Below are 14,966 nucleotides of genomic sequence, written 5' to 3'. Positions count from 1 at the left end.
GTTGAACGAACTCGGTTGCGTCCCTTTCCCCGGCGGCAAAGGCTTTCTGCAATGAGTACCCACACAGCCGAAGGCACCCCCTTCGACACGGAGGTTCATCTGTCCGATGCCGACTATCAGCGGCTGGTGGAGCAGGTGCAAGCGGCCGTATTTGTGATTCGCAAGGGCAGATTCCTCTTCGTGAATCCCAAGCTCGTGGAGCTTTTCGGCTACACCAAGGAGGAAATGCTGGAAAGCATGGATCCCATGCTGCTGTGCGCGCCGGAGCACCGGGACATGGTGCGCGAGCAGGCCAATGCGCGGGTCGCCGGAGTCCCCGGCAAAGCCTATGAGATCGAATGCTTGCGAAAGAACGGCGAGAAGTTCAATGCCCAGGTATGGGGCGTGCGGATCTTTCTGGGGGAGGAAGCGGCGGATCTGGTCACGCTGCACGATGTCAGCGCCATTCGAACGGCGACCCGCTACGCGCAGCAACGCGCTCAGTTGTTCAGCAATGCCGAGGAACTCGCCCGCATCGGCTCCGCCGAGATGGATCTGGTGTCAGGCACCGTCACCCTGTCGTCCGGCATGCACGCCATCTTCGGAATCCCCCAGACGGACGCTCCGGCCGGAAAGGACTGGCTGCTGGCCCGGGTTCCCGCTGTGGAACGGCCGTATGTGCAGGCGATCAGCGAAGGCGTGTCACCTGACGATGTCTGCGAGTTCCAGCACCGCATCGTTCATTCGGACGGCAGTTTGCGCACGGTGCTGCACCGCGTGCTGGCCGACGCCGACGACGAGGGCCGGGTGGTCAGGACGGTCACGCTCCTGCAGGACATCACGCTGCAGCGCGCGGCGGAGCAGCGGCTGGACAAGCTTGCGAACACGGATGAAGTGACCGGATTGCCCAACCGAAGCGCGTTGACGGAGTATCTTGATACGAGGATGCGCGAGGCGGCGCGGGAAGGGCGGCAGATTGCCGTCCTGAGCGTGGAGATCGACCGGCTCAAGCTCGTGAGTGAATCGCTGGGCTACGCGGCAGGGGACCAGCTGCTCATGGAGGTGGGAACGCGGCTGCAGCCCCAGGCGTTCGAGGATGACCTGCTGGCGCACTTTGGCAGTGGCGAGTTTTCGCTGGTGCTGGCGCGCGAGGGCAATGTGGACGAGCAGTTGGCGCGCACCGTCGCGGCCTCGCTGGTGGATGCGCTGTCGCTGCCCGTCGCGATTGGCGACAACGAAATCAAGGTGACGTGCGACATCGGAATATCCCTGTACCCGGCGCACGGCGAGGACCCGGAAAAGCTGCTTCAGCAGGCTCAGGCGGCCATGTACCGTGCCCATGAACTGGGCAAGAACCAGATCTGCGTGTTCAGCTCCGGCATGCACTCCAAGGCCATCTCCAGGCTCGCCATGGAGTCCGGGCTGCGCCGGGCCCTGGAGCGCAATGAGCTTGATCTGCACTATCAGCCCAAGCTGGAACTGGTCAGTGGAACCGTCATTGGCGCCGAGGCCTTCCTGGAGTGGAACTCCCCGGACGGCACCCTGATACCCAGGTCCAGCTATATACGCGTCGCCGAGGAAACCGGCCTTATCGTGCCCATCGGCGAATGGGTGCTTCGCGCTGCCTGCCGCCAGGCGCTGGAGTGGCAGCGTGCCGGGCACGCAAGCTTCCGGATTGCCGTCAACCTCTCGGCCCGCCAGCTCCAGCAGCCTGATCTGGTCCAGCGGATACAAAAGGTGCTCATTGAAACCGGCCTTGATCCCCGGCTGCTGGGACTGGAGATCACCGAAGGCGCCCTGATGGGCGAGAGCACGCGCATCGCGCGGATTCTGGGCGACCTGAAGGCGCTGGGCATCGAGATCTCGCTCGATGATTTCGGGACGGGCTATTCCAGCCTGAGCTACCTGCGCACACTGCCCATCGATGTCGTGAAGGTGGACCGTTCGTTCGTCCACGACGTCACGGCGGCATCGCAGGACGTATCCATCACGCGCGCCATCATCAACATGGCGCACAATCTGCAGATGAAGGTGTTGGCGGAAGGCGTGGAAACCGAAGGCCAGCTGGCGCTGCTCATCGCCAACCGCTGCGACCAGATGCAGGGCTTCTACTTCAGCGGCCCCGTCTGCGCCGACGACATGAGCGCGTTGCTGAGCAAAGGCCAGGCACTGCCGGAGCACCTGCTGCTGCGCCGCACCCACCGGCGCACGCTGCTGCTGGTCGATGACGAGGACAGCATCGTTTCGGCGCTGCGCAGGTTGTTGCGCCGCGATGGCTATCACATCGTGACCGCCAACAGCGGTGCGCAGGGCTTGCAACGGATGGCCGAGAATTCGGTGGACGTGATCGTTTCGGATCAACGCATGCCCGGCATGACGGGGGTGGAGTTTCTGCGCCGGGCCAAGGAGCTGTATCCCGACACCATCCGCATGGTTCTGTCCGGCTATACCGAACTGCAATCCATCACGGATGCCATCAATGAAGGGGCCATCTACAAGTTCCTCACCAAGCCCTGGGATGACGAGAGGCTTCGCAGCCACGTCGCGGAAGCGTTCTCCCAGAAGGAGATGGCGGATGAGAATCGGCGCCTGGCCAATGCGGTGCTCAGTGCCAACGAGGAGCTCAGCGCGGTCAATGACCGCCTGCAACAGCTGCTGGCGAACCAGCGGGAGCAGATCCACCGTGAAGAGAGTAGCCTGAGCGTTGCGCGGGAGGTGCTGGACAATATTCCGGCCGCCGTCATCGGGATCGACCTGGAAGGCATGGTGGCGTTTGTGAACGCGGATGCCGAAGCGCTCTTTGGCACCACGGCGGCTTTGCTCGGGCAGGACGCAGAACAGGTCCTGCCGGAGGATCTTCGCAAGGTGTGGCATTTCGCGGACCAGAGCTACCACGATGTCCAGGTTGCCGGCGGGGCGTTTCGCGTGGTGTGCAGATCGGTGGGAGGGGAAAATCATTCACGGGGGCGGCTGCTGGTCCTGGTTCCCAGCAGCGCAGCCTGACACCTACGGACTCCCATGCAAGCTCTTTCCACCTCGATTGAATGGACCCCGGAGGGGATGCTCCTGGCCCAGCCGGTGCTGGACGCGCACGGACAGCTTCTGCTCCCGGCGGGGACGCCCATCACGCGCGGGATCCTGAACAGCCTGCAGCAGCGGGGAATCGACACCGTCTTCGTCAATCCGCCGGAAGGTGTTTCGGGCATTGTCGACAAGCTGGATCCAGCCACACAGCAGGCACAGACGGAAAAACGCCTGCTGCATCTGTTCCGGCCTGCCATGCGGGCCGGCCAGCTCAATCCGCTGTTTCATCTGATCCTGCGATATCGCTCCGCGGAGACACCATGAAGCAGCTCACTGCAGATGCCATATTGCGCAGTGTCCATGAGCTGCCGGCGCTTCCCGCGGTGGTGCTGGAACTGATCCAGTCCTTTGGGGACAGCCATGTTTCCGCCGAACAGCTGGCCGTGAAGATATCGCACGACCAGGCCATCGCCGCCAAGACGCTTCGGCTGGCGAACTCTTCCTTTTATGGCCTTCCTCGCCAGGTCACCTCCATCGCAGAGGCCACCGCGATTCTCGGGCTTCGCACCCTGCGCAGCGTGGCCACGGCCGCGGGATTGGTGGGCGGTTTTGCGAACTCCCGCTGCCAAGGGTTCGACTTTGATGCGTTCTGGCGCCATGCGATCGGCACGGCACTCACCGCCAGAGCCTTGGCGCAGCGCACGCGATTGGACGAGGATGCGGCGTTCACCCTGGGGCTGGTGCATGACATCGGGCGGCTGGTGCTCGTGAGCTCCTACGAGGACGAGTATGCCCAGGCCATTGCTTACCAGCTGGAACACGATTGCCTGATGCATGCCGCGGAGCGCCACTATTTTGGTGTTGACCATGCCGGGGTCGGCGGGGTGATCGCGGAGCATTGGCATTTTGCGCCGGAGATTGTTGCGGCCATTTCATGCCACCACCGCCCGCCGCCTGCCAGCGGCCTGTGCCTGACGGACCTCGTGCATGTCGCCGACAACATTGCGCACGGCCTGGATCTTTCTCACAAGGAAAACGATATGGTGCCCTTGCTGGCCCTGGATGCCTGGGGCAGACTGGCACTGGACGACGGTGACTACATGGCAGTTTTCGATGCGGTGGCAGAGCAGCATGAGGTTGTCTGCCACGCACTCCTGGCCTGAAAGAGGTGCCCTACATGAATTCTCACGACCCACTACTTCGCGAAAGCACCGCGGACGCGCCGTCGGCCGTGTCGTCCCCTGACACCACGGAAGACAGGGTCAAGGAGCTGCTGCGATCCAACGAAGAGCTGACGCAGCTCAATGCAAAGCTCTCGGATGCGCAGGACAAGCTGATGCAGTCGGAAAGGATGGCATCCATCGGGCAGCTGGCCGCGGGTGTCGCCCACGAAATCAACAATCCCATTGGATTCATATTCTCTAATTTCGGCACCCTGGAGCGCTATCTGAGCGACCTGTTCCAGATGCTCGCGGCCTATGAAGAGGCGGAGTCTGCGCTCGGTGATACGCCGGTGGCGGTGCGCCTCAAGGCATTGCGCGAAAAAATAGAGCTGGATTTCCTGAAGGAAGATATTCCCTCCTTGATGGCGGAATCGAAAGACGGCATTACCCGCGTGCGCAACATCGTTCAGAACCTCAAGGACTTCTCGAGGGTAGACACCTCCCAGAAGTGGGTGCTGGCCGATCTGCACCACGGCATCGATTCCACCCTGAACATCGTCAACAACGAAATCAAATACAAGGCGGACGTTGTCAAGGCATATGGGGAGCTTCCCGACATCGAGTGCCTCCCCTCCGAACTCAACCAGGTCTTCATGAACCTCCTGGTCAATGCCGCCCATGCCATCCAGGCGGACAGGGGCACCATCACCATCCTCACCGGCGCCGACGACTCACGGGTGTGGGTGGAGATCCAGGACACGGGCGAGGGCATCGCCAAGGAGAATCTGGGGCGCATCTTCGATCCGTTCTTCACCACCAAGGCGGTCGGCAAGGGCACCGGGCTGGGCCTTTCGCTTTCGTACGGAATCGTCAAGAAGCACCTGGGAAGCATCGATGTCTTCAGCGAACCGGGTGTCGGGACGCGCTTTCGCGTCACGCTGCCGATACGCCACGCAGCGGAGGCGTAAGGGGTGAACTCCGATATCGACGTCACGGCCGCTCTTCCGACCTTGTCTCCGGAGGTCGGCCAATCGCAGGAGGATGCACGCGTCTGGCGAATTCTGTGCGTGGACGACGAGCCCAACATCGTGGCTTCGCTCAAGCGCCTGTTCCGGGGCAGTGGATACCAGGTATCGACCGCCACCAGCGGTGCCGAGGCGATTGCCCAGATGGAGCAGGAACCCGTGGACCTGATCTTCTCCGACATGCGGATGCCAGGAATGAGCGGCGCCCAGTTGCTGGAGCAGGTGCGCCAGCGCTGGCCCCGAACGACGCGAATCCTGTTGACGGGGTACGCGGACATCGGATCCACCATCGCGGCCATCAACAGCGGTGAAGTCTATCGGTACATCACCAAGCCCTGGGATGACGGGGAAGTGCTTGCGACGGCCCACCAGGTGTTCGAGCGCCATGCCCTGGAGCATGAAAAGGACCGCCTGGAGGCACTTCTCAGGTCCAAGAACCAGGCATTGATGGAGCTCAATGAGACCCTGGAGGAAAAGGTTGCTGCGCGCACCAGTGAGTTGCTCCAGCTGAGCCAGAAGATCAAGAAAAACTACCTCACTTCCATCAAGGTGTTCTCCAACCTGATGGAGTGGAGGGGAGGGCAGCTCTCTGGCCATTCACGGCGCGTGGCGGACCTGGCCCGCCGCACCGCGCGCGCCATGAACATGAGCGAGGCGGACCAGCAGGACGCGTTCATCGCCGGCTTGATGCACGACATCGGCCAGATCGCCTTGCCCGATACCCTGCTGGCCCGGCCTGTTCCCAAGCTATCTGAGGAAGAAACCGTCCAGTACCGCCGTCACGCCGTGCTCGGGGAGCAGGCGCTCATGGCGCTTGACGACATGCAGGCGGTGGCCAACATCATCCGAAGCCACCATGAGCGGCACGACGGCCTGGGCTATCCGGATGGCCTGGTGGGGGAGATGATTCCCATGGGCGCGTGCATTCTCGCCGTGGCGGACACGTATGACGACCTGCAAATCGGCCACCTCAGCTCCACGCCCTTGAATGCCGCGGATGCCAGGTCGATGATCGCGCGGGGCAGGGGGACCCAGTTCCACCCCGAAGTCGTCGATGTCTTCCTGCAAATGCTGCTGAAGGCTGCGCCCGGCGCGGAAACGCCCCCGCGCATGCTGCGCACCGTACAGCTGCGGCCGGGAATGATCTTGGCGCGGGACCTCCTGTCCACCGAAGGCGCCGTGCTGCTCGCGGCGGACCACGTGCTGACGGCCGAGCTGATCAAGCGGCTGAGGTTGCGCGAGGGACGGGACGGTATTGAAATGATCCTGCCGATCAAACCGTAATACGAAGGACTCAGGCATGCAGAGAATTCTCCTACTGGATGACGAGCCCCATGTCCTGGCGGCGATAAAGCGGAGCCTGCGAGCGGGACTCGGGGCTGATCTGCGCATTGAAGAAACGGTGGAACCGGAAGTGGCATTGGCCAAGCTGAGAGAGGCCGTTTTCGATGTGGTGATTTCGGACTACCGGATGCCCCTGATGACCGGCGTGGAGTTTCTGAGCCTCGTGCGGACCATTCAGCCCAGGGCGGTGCGGATGGTGCTGAGCGCATCGTCAGATTCGGAAAACCTGATGCGGGCGGTCAATGATGCGGAAGTCTTCCGCTACCTGCTGAAACCTTGGGATGAGAAAGACCTTCTCGGGCATGTGCGCTCGGCCCTGGAGCGGGCCGATCAGCTTCGCCACGAGAACGATCTGGCCGATGTCGGGCGTCACGAGTTTGGCCAACTCAGCGCCACGGAACTGGAACGCCGCCGATTGGAGGCTCTGGAGCCAGGACTGACCCATGTGACATGGGGGCCGAATGGAGAGGTCCTGGGGCCGGACAGCTAAGGACCGCGGCCCCACAGCCCTGGGCCTTCAAAATCCCCGGGGCGGTTTGCGCCATTCAAGCGCCTTTGCGCTGGGCAGCGTCATGGTGCCTGAATGCTTCGCGGATATTTTCCCGCAGCAGATCGTCGTCCCAGGGCTTCGTCAGAAATTTATAGATGGCGCCTCGGTTGATCGCGTCCGAAATGGATTCCAGATCGGTATACCCTGAAAGAACAATCCGGATGGTTTCGGGGTAAAGCTCCCGGGCCCGGGAGAGAAATTCCGTTCCAGACATCTCGGGCATGCGCTGGTCTGAAAGAATGACCTGCACTTCTTGCTGCGCCAAGATGTCGAAACCATCTTTTGCACTGTTGGCGGTCAATATTTCATACCCATCACGCCGCAACAGACGCCGCATCGAAGCCAGTATTCCTGGTTCATCGTCCACGATCAGAATTCTCTTGGGGGGTTCTGCGGATTTTTCGGGAATCCTGAGGGTGACGCCATCGGCCAGCAGGCGTCCAAAATCCTCGGCAGGTACCGGCCTGCTGAAATAGTACCCCTGGATTTCATCGCACTTCTTGCGATGCAGATAGTTCATTTGCGCCTCTGTCTCCACGCCTTCGGCAATGACCTTGAGCTTGAGATTGTGGGCCAGGTCGATGATCGCAGTGCAGATCGCAGCGGCATCGGGGTCGTAGATGACCTCTTTGACGAAACTCTGGTCGATTTTCAAATAATCGATGGGAAACCGCTTCAGATAGGCCAGCGAAGAATAGCCCGTCCCAAAATCATCGATCGCCAGGCGGACACCCATTTCACGGATGTCGTGGAGGCGCTGGATGTTCACGTCAATATCCTCCATGAAGAGGCTTTCCGTGATCTCGATATCGATGGGGACTTCACCGCCCTTGCTGCCTTTCAGGCAAAGGCCGAGAATCTTAGAAAAATCGGACCGCCGCATCTGGACGGCTGAAACATTCACGGCGATCCTTGGAGGTGTCAATCCTTGGCTGCGCCACTTGTCATGGTCGCGAATGGCTCTTTCCAGAACCCATTGGCCCACATCGATGATCATTCCCGTTTCTTCGAGGATGGGAATGAAAACCGAAGGTGGAACCAATCCTGACTCGGGGTCATTCCAGCGAATGAGTGCCTCCATGCCGGTGATTTTTCCGTCAAGGAGCGCGACCTTGGGCTGGTAGTGCAGAACGAACTCGTCGTTCTCCAAGGCCCTGTGCAGCTTGCTTTCTATGCTCAGCTGGCTGTGCACACGGGTATTCATCGAGGCGGTATAGAACTGATACCGTCCCTTGGCCGCACCGGCCTCGCGCGATGCGGCTTCCGCATGCGCAAACAGCATATCCGCCTCCCGCCCATCGTCCGGATAGAGGGATATGCCTGTGCGAAAAGTCAGGTACAGCTCTTTCCCCTCCACAACGAATGGACGGTCCATCAAGGGGAATATCTTTTCCGACAAAAGATGCGCTATTTCCGCGGGAACACTGCGATAGGTCGCAATGATGCCGAAATGATCGGCACCCATTCTGGCAATCTTGTCGTTGGAGCCCAGGGCTTCCACCAGCCGCCTGGCCACCGCCTGGATCACCGCGTCTCCCGCATGCCTGCCCAGGGTATCGTTGATATTCTTGAACCGGTCGATGTTCATCCAGACCAAGGCCACAGACGCCGCGTCCTCCGCAGTGCTGGCGGCGCCTTGAATCAGCTGGTCCAGGCGGTCCTGCAACAGGCTTCTATTGGGAAGCCCCGTCAGTGCATCGTAGTAGGCCAGGTAATTGAGCCGCTCGGATTTTTCAAGATGGTCCAGCGAGAAGGCAATGTCAGAGGCCAGTTCTTGCAGAAGCTGGATTTCGGCATCATCAAAGAAATCTCTCTCGGACGAATACAGTGCCATCAGTCCGATGACTTTCTTGTTGACCGACAGCGGGAACAGGCCAAAGCTCTGAAATCCCCTGTTGATTGCCTCATCCCTCAAGACAATTCTCGGGTCGGTTCTGACGTCCTGAACCAGGATGGTTTCCGAGCTCCCGACGCATTCGCCCACCAGGCCGTGGTTCTCACGTTCGAGAACATTCAGCCCCATGGGAATGTGCTCGATGTAATCTTCTCCGGCCCCTGCCCAGGCCGCCGCGGCCACATGCTGCTCTTCCATGTCAGCGATGCCGATCCAGGCCAGGCGAAAACCCCCTGCATTGACGGCGATCTGGCAGGCCTCGTGAAACAGCTCTTTGCGATCCTGCGTCCGCACGATCAGCGAGTTGATGCTGCTCAATACCGCATAGATCCTGTTGAGACGCTTGACCTTGAGCTCCGCATTCTTGCGCTCGGTGATGTCCACCACGGAGCCCGCCATATAGGTTGCCTTGCCGCTTTCATCCCAGACGGCTTGCCCTTTGGCATGCGACCAGCGGTAGGAGCCATCCTTGGCGAGTGCCCGGTATTCGACGTCGTAGGGAACCTGCTGCCTGATGTGGGCAGCGAAAGCGTCCAGCACCATCTGGCGGTCGGACGGCTCCAGCAGGCCCAGCCACGCCGCCGCGGTATTTTCTATTTCATGGTCCTGGTAGCCCAGGCGAAATTTCCATTGCGCGGAGATTTGCGCGATGCCCGTGTCGACATTCCAGTCCCACACATCGCCGGTGGAGGCCGCCAGCCGAAACCGCAATTCGCTGTGCCTTAGCGCCTCCTGCGTGCGCTTTTGCTCGCGTGCCGACAGGGCGTCATTGAGGGCGCGGCGGACCGCGGGGGCCAGCCGCCCCAGGTCATGCTTGAGGATGTAGTCCGTCGCCCCGCTCTTGAGGGCATTGATGGCGTTCTCTTCCCCGATGGTTCCCGACACGAAGATGAACGGGACGTCCGGACACACCTCCCTGGCCACCGACAGGGCATCGAGGCCACTGAAGCGCGGCATGCTGAAGTCGGACAGGATGATGTCCGGTACATCCACCCGCAGCTCATGGCGCAGCCGCTCCTCGGTGTCCGCGCGGCGGCTCGTGAAGTTGAACGCCGCGCGCCGCAACGCGTGCGCTACGAGTTCCGCGTCGTTGGGCTCATCCTCGACCATCAGGATATTCAAGGGGACCACTTGCAAATATTCCTCCTGCCACAGGGACACCCCTGTGGAACACTGCCGTGTGGAGACGAGTCTAGGGGGCTGCACCCCAGGTATCAAGAGATTCTTAATTTGCGCGGTTCGCGTGCGCGGCCGCCGTTGAACGGTAGGCAATACCCGGTTTTCAACCTACCATTGTTTCCAAGTCGGCGCTGACGGCTTGGCATCCACAAACCCGGGGAGGCAGGCGGTGATTCAACCCAGAGCATGCTTGGCAGGATTGCTGGCCCTGTCCCTGTCGCCGATCCAGGCCCAGGATAACAAAGCCTCCGCGCTTGCCGAACTCTCACTGGAAGAACTGGCAAGCATCCAGATCACCTCCGCGGCCCGGCACCCCGAGTTCCTCGGGGATGCTTCCGCCGCCATCTTTGTGATCACCTCCGACAGCATCCGCCGCTCCGGCGCCTCCACGCTGCCCGAGGCATTGCGGCTGGCGCCCAATCTCCAGGTGGCCCGCCTGGACGCGAGCCAGTACGCGATCAGCGCGCGCGGTTTCAACAATGCCATTGGCAACAAGCTGCTGGTGTTGATCGACGGCCGCACGGTCTACACGCCGTTTTTCTCCGGGGTGTTCTGGGACCAACAGGACGTCATGCTGGAAGATGTTGACCGGATAGAGGTCATCAGTGGACCGGGAGGTACCTTGTGGGGCGCCAACGCCGTCAATGGCGTGATCAACGTGATCACGAAATCCTCCGCCAGCACCCAGGGCGGGCTTGTCGCCGTGGGTGCCGGCAATCAGGGCCGGGACGCATCGTTCCGATATGGCGGCGTGCTGGGAGGAGGGGGGACGTTCCGTGTCTACGCCAAGGGCGACGCGACCCGGCCCGTGGTACAGACCGGAAGTGCCGCGGCAACGGATGGACGTTCGCGCGGGCAAATGGGATGGCGCGCGGACTGGGTGGACAATGGCAGCGAACTGACCTTTCAGGGCGACGTATACGCTGGGGCCACCGACAGCCGTGGCCTGTTTGGCCGCTTTGACCTGGGGCGGGTCGAGGCGTCGGGGGGCAACGTTCTTGGGCGCTTGACGCGAAAACTTCCGGCAGGGCAGGACGTTCGCCTGCAGGCCTACTACGACTATACGGACCGCAAGGATGCCTTCCTCTACCAGCCGCGGCAGCGGGTTCTGGATGTGGAGTTCCAGCATGGCGTGCCCCTGGGAGCCCACCGGCTGCTGTGGGGCGGGGGATACAGGCAGGCCCGGGACGACATCCGCCCTGGCGTGATATTTGGATTCACGCCGGCAGCAGCTTCGCTGCGCTGGGCCAATGTGTTTGTGCAGGATGAATTCAAGCTGACCGACCGCCTCAATCTGACGCTTGGCACCAAACTGGAGAAGAATGACTTCACGGGGATGGAGTCGCTTCCGAGTGCGCGCTTCGAATGGAAACCGAGCCCGCAGCAGCTCTGGTGGGGCGCCGTGTCGCGGGCGGTACGGGCCCCGGCACGCCTGGACCGCGACATACGCCTGCCCCCGAACCCCCCATTTCTGATCGCCGGAGGCCCGGATTTCCAGTCGGAAATCGCCAAGGTGCTGGAGCTGGGCTACCGCTCCCAGCCCTCGGCCTCGCTCTCCTACTCCGTCACCGCCTTTCAGCACCATTGGGACAAATTGCGCAGCGGTCAGCGTCCTCCCGGGGCACAGGTGCAGAACATGATCGAGGGAAAGACCTGGGGCCTGGAAGCCTGGGGTGAATGGCATGCGGCACGCCATCTGCGCCTTGCGGGCGGGCTGTCCTTGCTGCGCAAGAACCTTCGGGTCCGGCCGGGCAGCTCGGACCCCGAGGGGCCCCGCGCGCTGGGCAATGATCCCCGCCACCAGTGGATGCTGCGTGCCGGGCTCAATCTGCCCCACCGCCAGGAGCTCGATGTCATCGTGCGCAGGGTAGGGGCCTTGCCGTACCCCGCCGTGCCTGCGTACACGGCCGTCGATCTGCGTTTTGGCTGGACGGTGCGGCCTGGCGTTGAACTGTCGATCGTGGGCCAGAACCTGTTCGACGGATCCCACCCGGAATTCAATGCGGCACTGAACCGCAGGGAAATTCCGCGCAACGTGGCGTTGCGAGTCAGGTGGTCTCTGTGAACACCTGGAGATCGCCGTGGCGGCTGGGGCGAGGGGTGGCGCTGTGGGTGCTCCTGGTCGGCCTGGCCTGCGGGCCCTGCGCCGCCCAGCCGGACTGGCCGAACGACGAGTCGCAGATCAAGGCCGCGTTCCTGTACAAGTTTGCCGGGTATGTGGATTGGCCCGAAGGCTTTCTGGGCAGCGTGGAGACGCCATTCACGATCGGCGTGCTGGGGGCCGATCCCATTGCAGATGAACTGGTGCAGATCGTCCAGGGGCGCAAGATCCATTCGCGCAGCATCGTGGTGAGCCGGCTCAAGGCCGGAGACCCGCTGGAGGACGTGGCGATCCTGTTTGTGGGCAAGGGGGACGCCGCCCGCCTGAAACCCGTGCGGGGCACATTGCAGGCGCAGCCCATCCTGGTAGTCACCGAGGAGCCCGCAGGCCTTGCGCTGGGCGGCATGATCAATTTTCTGCTGGTGGATCGCCATGTGCGTTTCGAGGTTGCGCTGGCGCCCGTGGAAAAAAGCGGGCTGCGCCTCAGCTCCCGCTTGCTCGCGGTGGCCCAGAGAGTCCACGCCGAAGGGCGCTAGATGCTCAACGCCATAGCACGCTCGCTGCGCCACAAGTTCGCGTTGGCGATGCTCGCGGCAACCTTCGTGTCGCTGTCGGTGGCGGGAACCGCGCTCGCCCTGTATGAACTCCAGGCCTACAAGCAGAACGTGACCAGTGACCTGCTGACGCAGGCCGAAATCCTGGGGCGCGCGACAGGCCCCGCCCTGGCGTTTGACGACCACAAATCCGCGGAGGAAAACCTGTCCCTGCTGGAAACCCGGCGCCAGATCCGGGCAGCCGCCATTTACAACGCCCGCGGAAAGATGGTGGCCCAGTACCGCGGTGCGGGTGCCCATGCCGAGCACAAGGTCCCTGCATTGCCCGAAGCCGACGGCGTGCGACTGCAAGACGGCGAACTGGTCGTTTTCAAGCGGATTCTCGAAAACAAGGAGATCGTCGGAACGGTCTACATGAGCGCGGACTACGAACTGGCGCAACGGTTTCGGGGCTACCTGGGCATCCTCGCGAGCGTCATGGGGCTGAGCCTGCTGGTGGCGGCAGGCATGTCGGCATGGCTTCAGTCGGCCCTGACCAAGCCCATCCTCGCCGTCACGAACGTGGCGCGCCAGGTGACGGAGCGCAAGGACTTTTCACTGCGCGTGCAGAAGACGACGAAGGACGAGCTGGGCTATCTGGCGGATGCGTTCAACGACATGCTGTCGGAGATCGGCCGGCGCGCCGAAGACCTGGAAACGGCCAACAAGGCCCTGGAGCGCGAAGCGCAGGAGCGCCGGCGCGCCGACCAGGACGTGCGCCAGCTCAACGCGGAGCTGGAACAGCGGGTGTCCCAGCGCACCTTGCAGCTGGAAACCGCCAACCAGGAACTGGAGAGCTTCAGCTACTCGGTGTCGCATGACCTGCGCGCGCCCCTGCGGTGGATCGTTGGCTTCTCCGAGGCGCTGATGGAAGACCACGGCGCGAACCTGGACGACGAGGCCCGGCGGAAAATCCAGATCATCCAGAACGAGGGGCGGCGCATGGGCGTGCTCATCGACGACCTGCTCGCCTTTTCTCGGCTGGGGCGGCGTGCGCTCAAGGTGAGTGACGTGGAGATGGGGGCGCTGGTGCTGGCCACCTGGAATGCGCTCAAGGAGCGCGAGGATTTCAGCCGGGTCCAGCTTCACATCGGCGCCATGCCCGTGGCGACGGGAGACCGCGTGCTCCTCGGACAGGTGTGGACCAATCTGTTGTCGAACGCCCTCAAATTCAGCTCGAAACAGGAAAATCCACGCATTGAAATCGGTGCCATCACGGACGATCAGGAACACATTTTCTTTGTGCGTGACAATGGTGCCGGATTCAATCCAAAGTACAAGGCCAAGCTGTTCGGCGTTTTTCAGCGCCTGCACGACACCAGCGAATTTCCGGGAACGGGCGTAGGTCTCGCCTTGGTCCAGCGGATAGTCCACCGCCACGGAGGCCGCGTCTGGGCCGATGGCAACCTGGGCGAAGGCGCGACGTTTTATTTCACTGTCCCACGGGAGAGCCGCGATGGAGCTGTTTGAAGAAATCGACATCCTCCTGGTAGAGGACAGTCCCAACGACGCGGAGCTGGCGATCCGCGCCCTGAAGAAGCGGGGATTTGCCAACAAGATGCTGTGGGTCAAGGATGGCGAACAGGCCATCAACTACCTGTTTCGGCTTGGCGAGTATTCGCAACAGCACGATGAAACCAGCCCGAAGCTGGTGCTGCTGGATCTGAAGATGCCGCGGGTGGATGGCATGGAGGTGCTGCGCGCCATCAAGGAGGACCAGCGCACGCGCCGCATTCCCGTGGTGATACTGACGTCGTCCCAGGAAGAGCGGGACCTGACACTGTCCTATGACCTGGGGGTCAACAGCTATGTGGTCAAGCCCATGGACTTTGACGAGATGGCGGATGTGGTCTGTCAGGCCGGGTCGTATTGGCTGACCGTCAACCGCACGCCGTAGCTGGCCCGGGCGGTCATCCGGGATCTTTCATCCAAGGAGAGCGCGGGGTTGCGCAGAGCGTGCCGCGAAGGGATGCTCGAACTCAAGCGCGCTCAATGATATTTGTTATTTAACATAATATACATCGTATCTAGTCGTATACGCCGCGCTCTTGTCCGCCTCCTGGCCGCGCTGCGCTTGCGTCCCTGCGGCGGCCCTTCGGCGGCTACCTGCTGAC

11 protein-coding genes are annotated in these 14,966 nt (G+C 62.0%); 10 read left to right on the top strand and 1 reads right to left on the bottom strand.

The genetic code is table 11. The features are described 5' to 3' along the window. The first annotated feature begins 15 nt into the window (after positions 1-15). The 6 genes from AC07OD_RS05920 to AC07OD_RS05895 are packed head-to-tail and all read left to right on the top strand — an operon-like array spanning position 16 to position 7,025. Positions 16-2,982 (top strand): EAL domain-containing protein, encoded by a 2,967-nt coding sequence (locus tag AC07OD_RS05920; RefSeq protein WP_494595625.1) that lies wholly within the window; start codon positions 16-18, stop codon positions 2,980-2,982. 15 nt (positions 2,983-2,997) lie between these two features. Further along, on the top strand, positions 2,998-3,327 hold the full coding sequence (locus AC07OD_RS05915) for a hypothetical protein (protein WP_218295002.1): 330 nt from the start codon (positions 2,998-3,000) through the stop codon (positions 3,325-3,327). Next, the gene (locus AC07OD_RS05910; protein ID WP_494595623.1) at positions 3,324-4,166 is read left to right on the top strand and encodes an HDOD domain-containing protein; all 843 of its coding nucleotides are present in this window, start codon (positions 3,324-3,326) and stop codon (positions 4,164-4,166) included. The genes AC07OD_RS05915 and AC07OD_RS05910 overlap by 4 nt, the downstream gene beginning before the upstream one ends. Positions 4,167-4,180: 14 nt before the next feature. Further along, the gene (locus tag AC07OD_RS05905) at positions 4,181-5,134 is read left to right on the top strand and encodes an ATP-binding protein (RefSeq protein ID WP_494595621.1); all 954 of its coding nucleotides are present in this window, start codon (positions 4,181-4,183) and stop codon (positions 5,132-5,134) included. A gap of 3 nt (positions 5,135-5,137) precedes the next feature. Beyond that, on the top strand, positions 5,138-6,475 hold the full coding sequence (gene nosR / locus AC07OD_RS05900) for a response regulator c-di-GMP phosphodiesterase, NosR family (protein ID WP_494595619.1): 1,338 nt from the start codon (positions 5,138-5,140) through the stop codon (positions 6,473-6,475). A 16-nt stretch (positions 6,476-6,491) separates the two neighbouring features. After that, the gene (locus AC07OD_RS05895; RefSeq protein WP_218295004.1) at positions 6,492-7,025 is read left to right on the top strand and encodes a response regulator; all 534 of its coding nucleotides are present in this window, start codon (positions 6,492-6,494) and stop codon (positions 7,023-7,025) included. A gap of 55 nt (positions 7,026-7,080) precedes the next feature. Here AC07OD_RS05895 and AC07OD_RS05890 read toward each other — a convergent pair whose 3' ends face one another. After that, positions 7,081-10,101: an EAL domain-containing protein gene (locus AC07OD_RS05890; protein ID WP_494595617.1), complete on the bottom strand. Its 3,021-nt coding sequence runs from the start codon at positions 10,099-10,101 to the stop codon at positions 7,081-7,083. A gap of 247 nt (positions 10,102-10,348) precedes the next feature. On the opposite strand from AC07OD_RS05890, the gene AC07OD_RS05885 reads away from it, so the two are divergent. Genes AC07OD_RS05885 through AC07OD_RS05870 form a run of 4 tightly spaced genes read left to right on the top strand, consistent with a single transcriptional unit; the run spans position 10,349 to position 14,749 of the window. Further along, positions 10,349-12,223, top strand: coding sequence for a TOL_0244 family TonB-dependent receptor (locus AC07OD_RS05885; protein WP_494595615.1), 1,875 nt, complete (start codon positions 10,349-10,351; stop codon positions 12,221-12,223). Then, positions 12,220-12,795, top strand: coding sequence for a TOL_0243 family YfiR-like periplasmic protein (locus tag AC07OD_RS05880; protein ID WP_218338574.1), 576 nt, complete (start codon positions 12,220-12,222; stop codon positions 12,793-12,795). The genes AC07OD_RS05885 and AC07OD_RS05880 overlap by 4 nt, the downstream gene beginning before the upstream one ends. Beyond that, on the top strand, positions 12,796-14,322 hold the full coding sequence (locus AC07OD_RS05875) for a sensor histidine kinase, YfiR-like protein-associated (protein WP_494595613.1): 1,527 nt from the start codon (positions 12,796-12,798) through the stop codon (positions 14,320-14,322). Further along, the gene (locus AC07OD_RS05870) at positions 14,309-14,749 is read left to right on the top strand and encodes a response regulator (RefSeq protein WP_218338576.1); all 441 of its coding nucleotides are present in this window, start codon (positions 14,309-14,311) and stop codon (positions 14,747-14,749) included. The genes AC07OD_RS05875 and AC07OD_RS05870 overlap by 14 nt, the downstream gene beginning before the upstream one ends. The last annotated feature ends 217 nt before the right edge of the window (positions 14,750-14,966 follow it).

The organism is Acidovorax sp. GW821-FHT10E03 (genome assembly GCF_059415205.1).
Note: the sequence above shows the minus strand (reverse complement) of the source record. Positions and strands in the feature narration are given on the sequence as shown.

Excerpts from the sequence above, each read along its gene's own strand:
- AC07OD_RS05915 (WP_218295002.1), top strand. The coding sequence starts at position 2,998 with ATGCAAGCTCTTTCCACCTCGATTGAATGGACCCCGGAGGGGATGCTC.
- AC07OD_RS05910 (WP_494595623.1), top strand. The coding sequence starts at position 3,324 with ATGAAGCAGCTCACTGCAGATGCCATATTGCGCAGTGTCCATGAGCTG.
- AC07OD_RS05905 (WP_494595621.1), top strand. The coding sequence starts at position 4,181 with ATGAATTCTCACGACCCACTACTTCGCGAAAGCACCGCGGACGCGCCG.
- AC07OD_RS05895 (WP_218295004.1), top strand. The coding sequence starts at position 6,492 with ATGCAGAGAATTCTCCTACTGGATGACGAGCCCCATGTCCTGGCGGCG.
- AC07OD_RS05875 (WP_494595613.1), top strand. The coding sequence starts at position 12,796 with ATGCTCAACGCCATAGCACGCTCGCTGCGCCACAAGTTCGCGTTGGCG.
- AC07OD_RS05870 (WP_218338576.1), top strand. The coding sequence starts at position 14,309 with ATGGAGCTGTTTGAAGAAATCGACATCCTCCTGGTAGAGGACAGTCCC.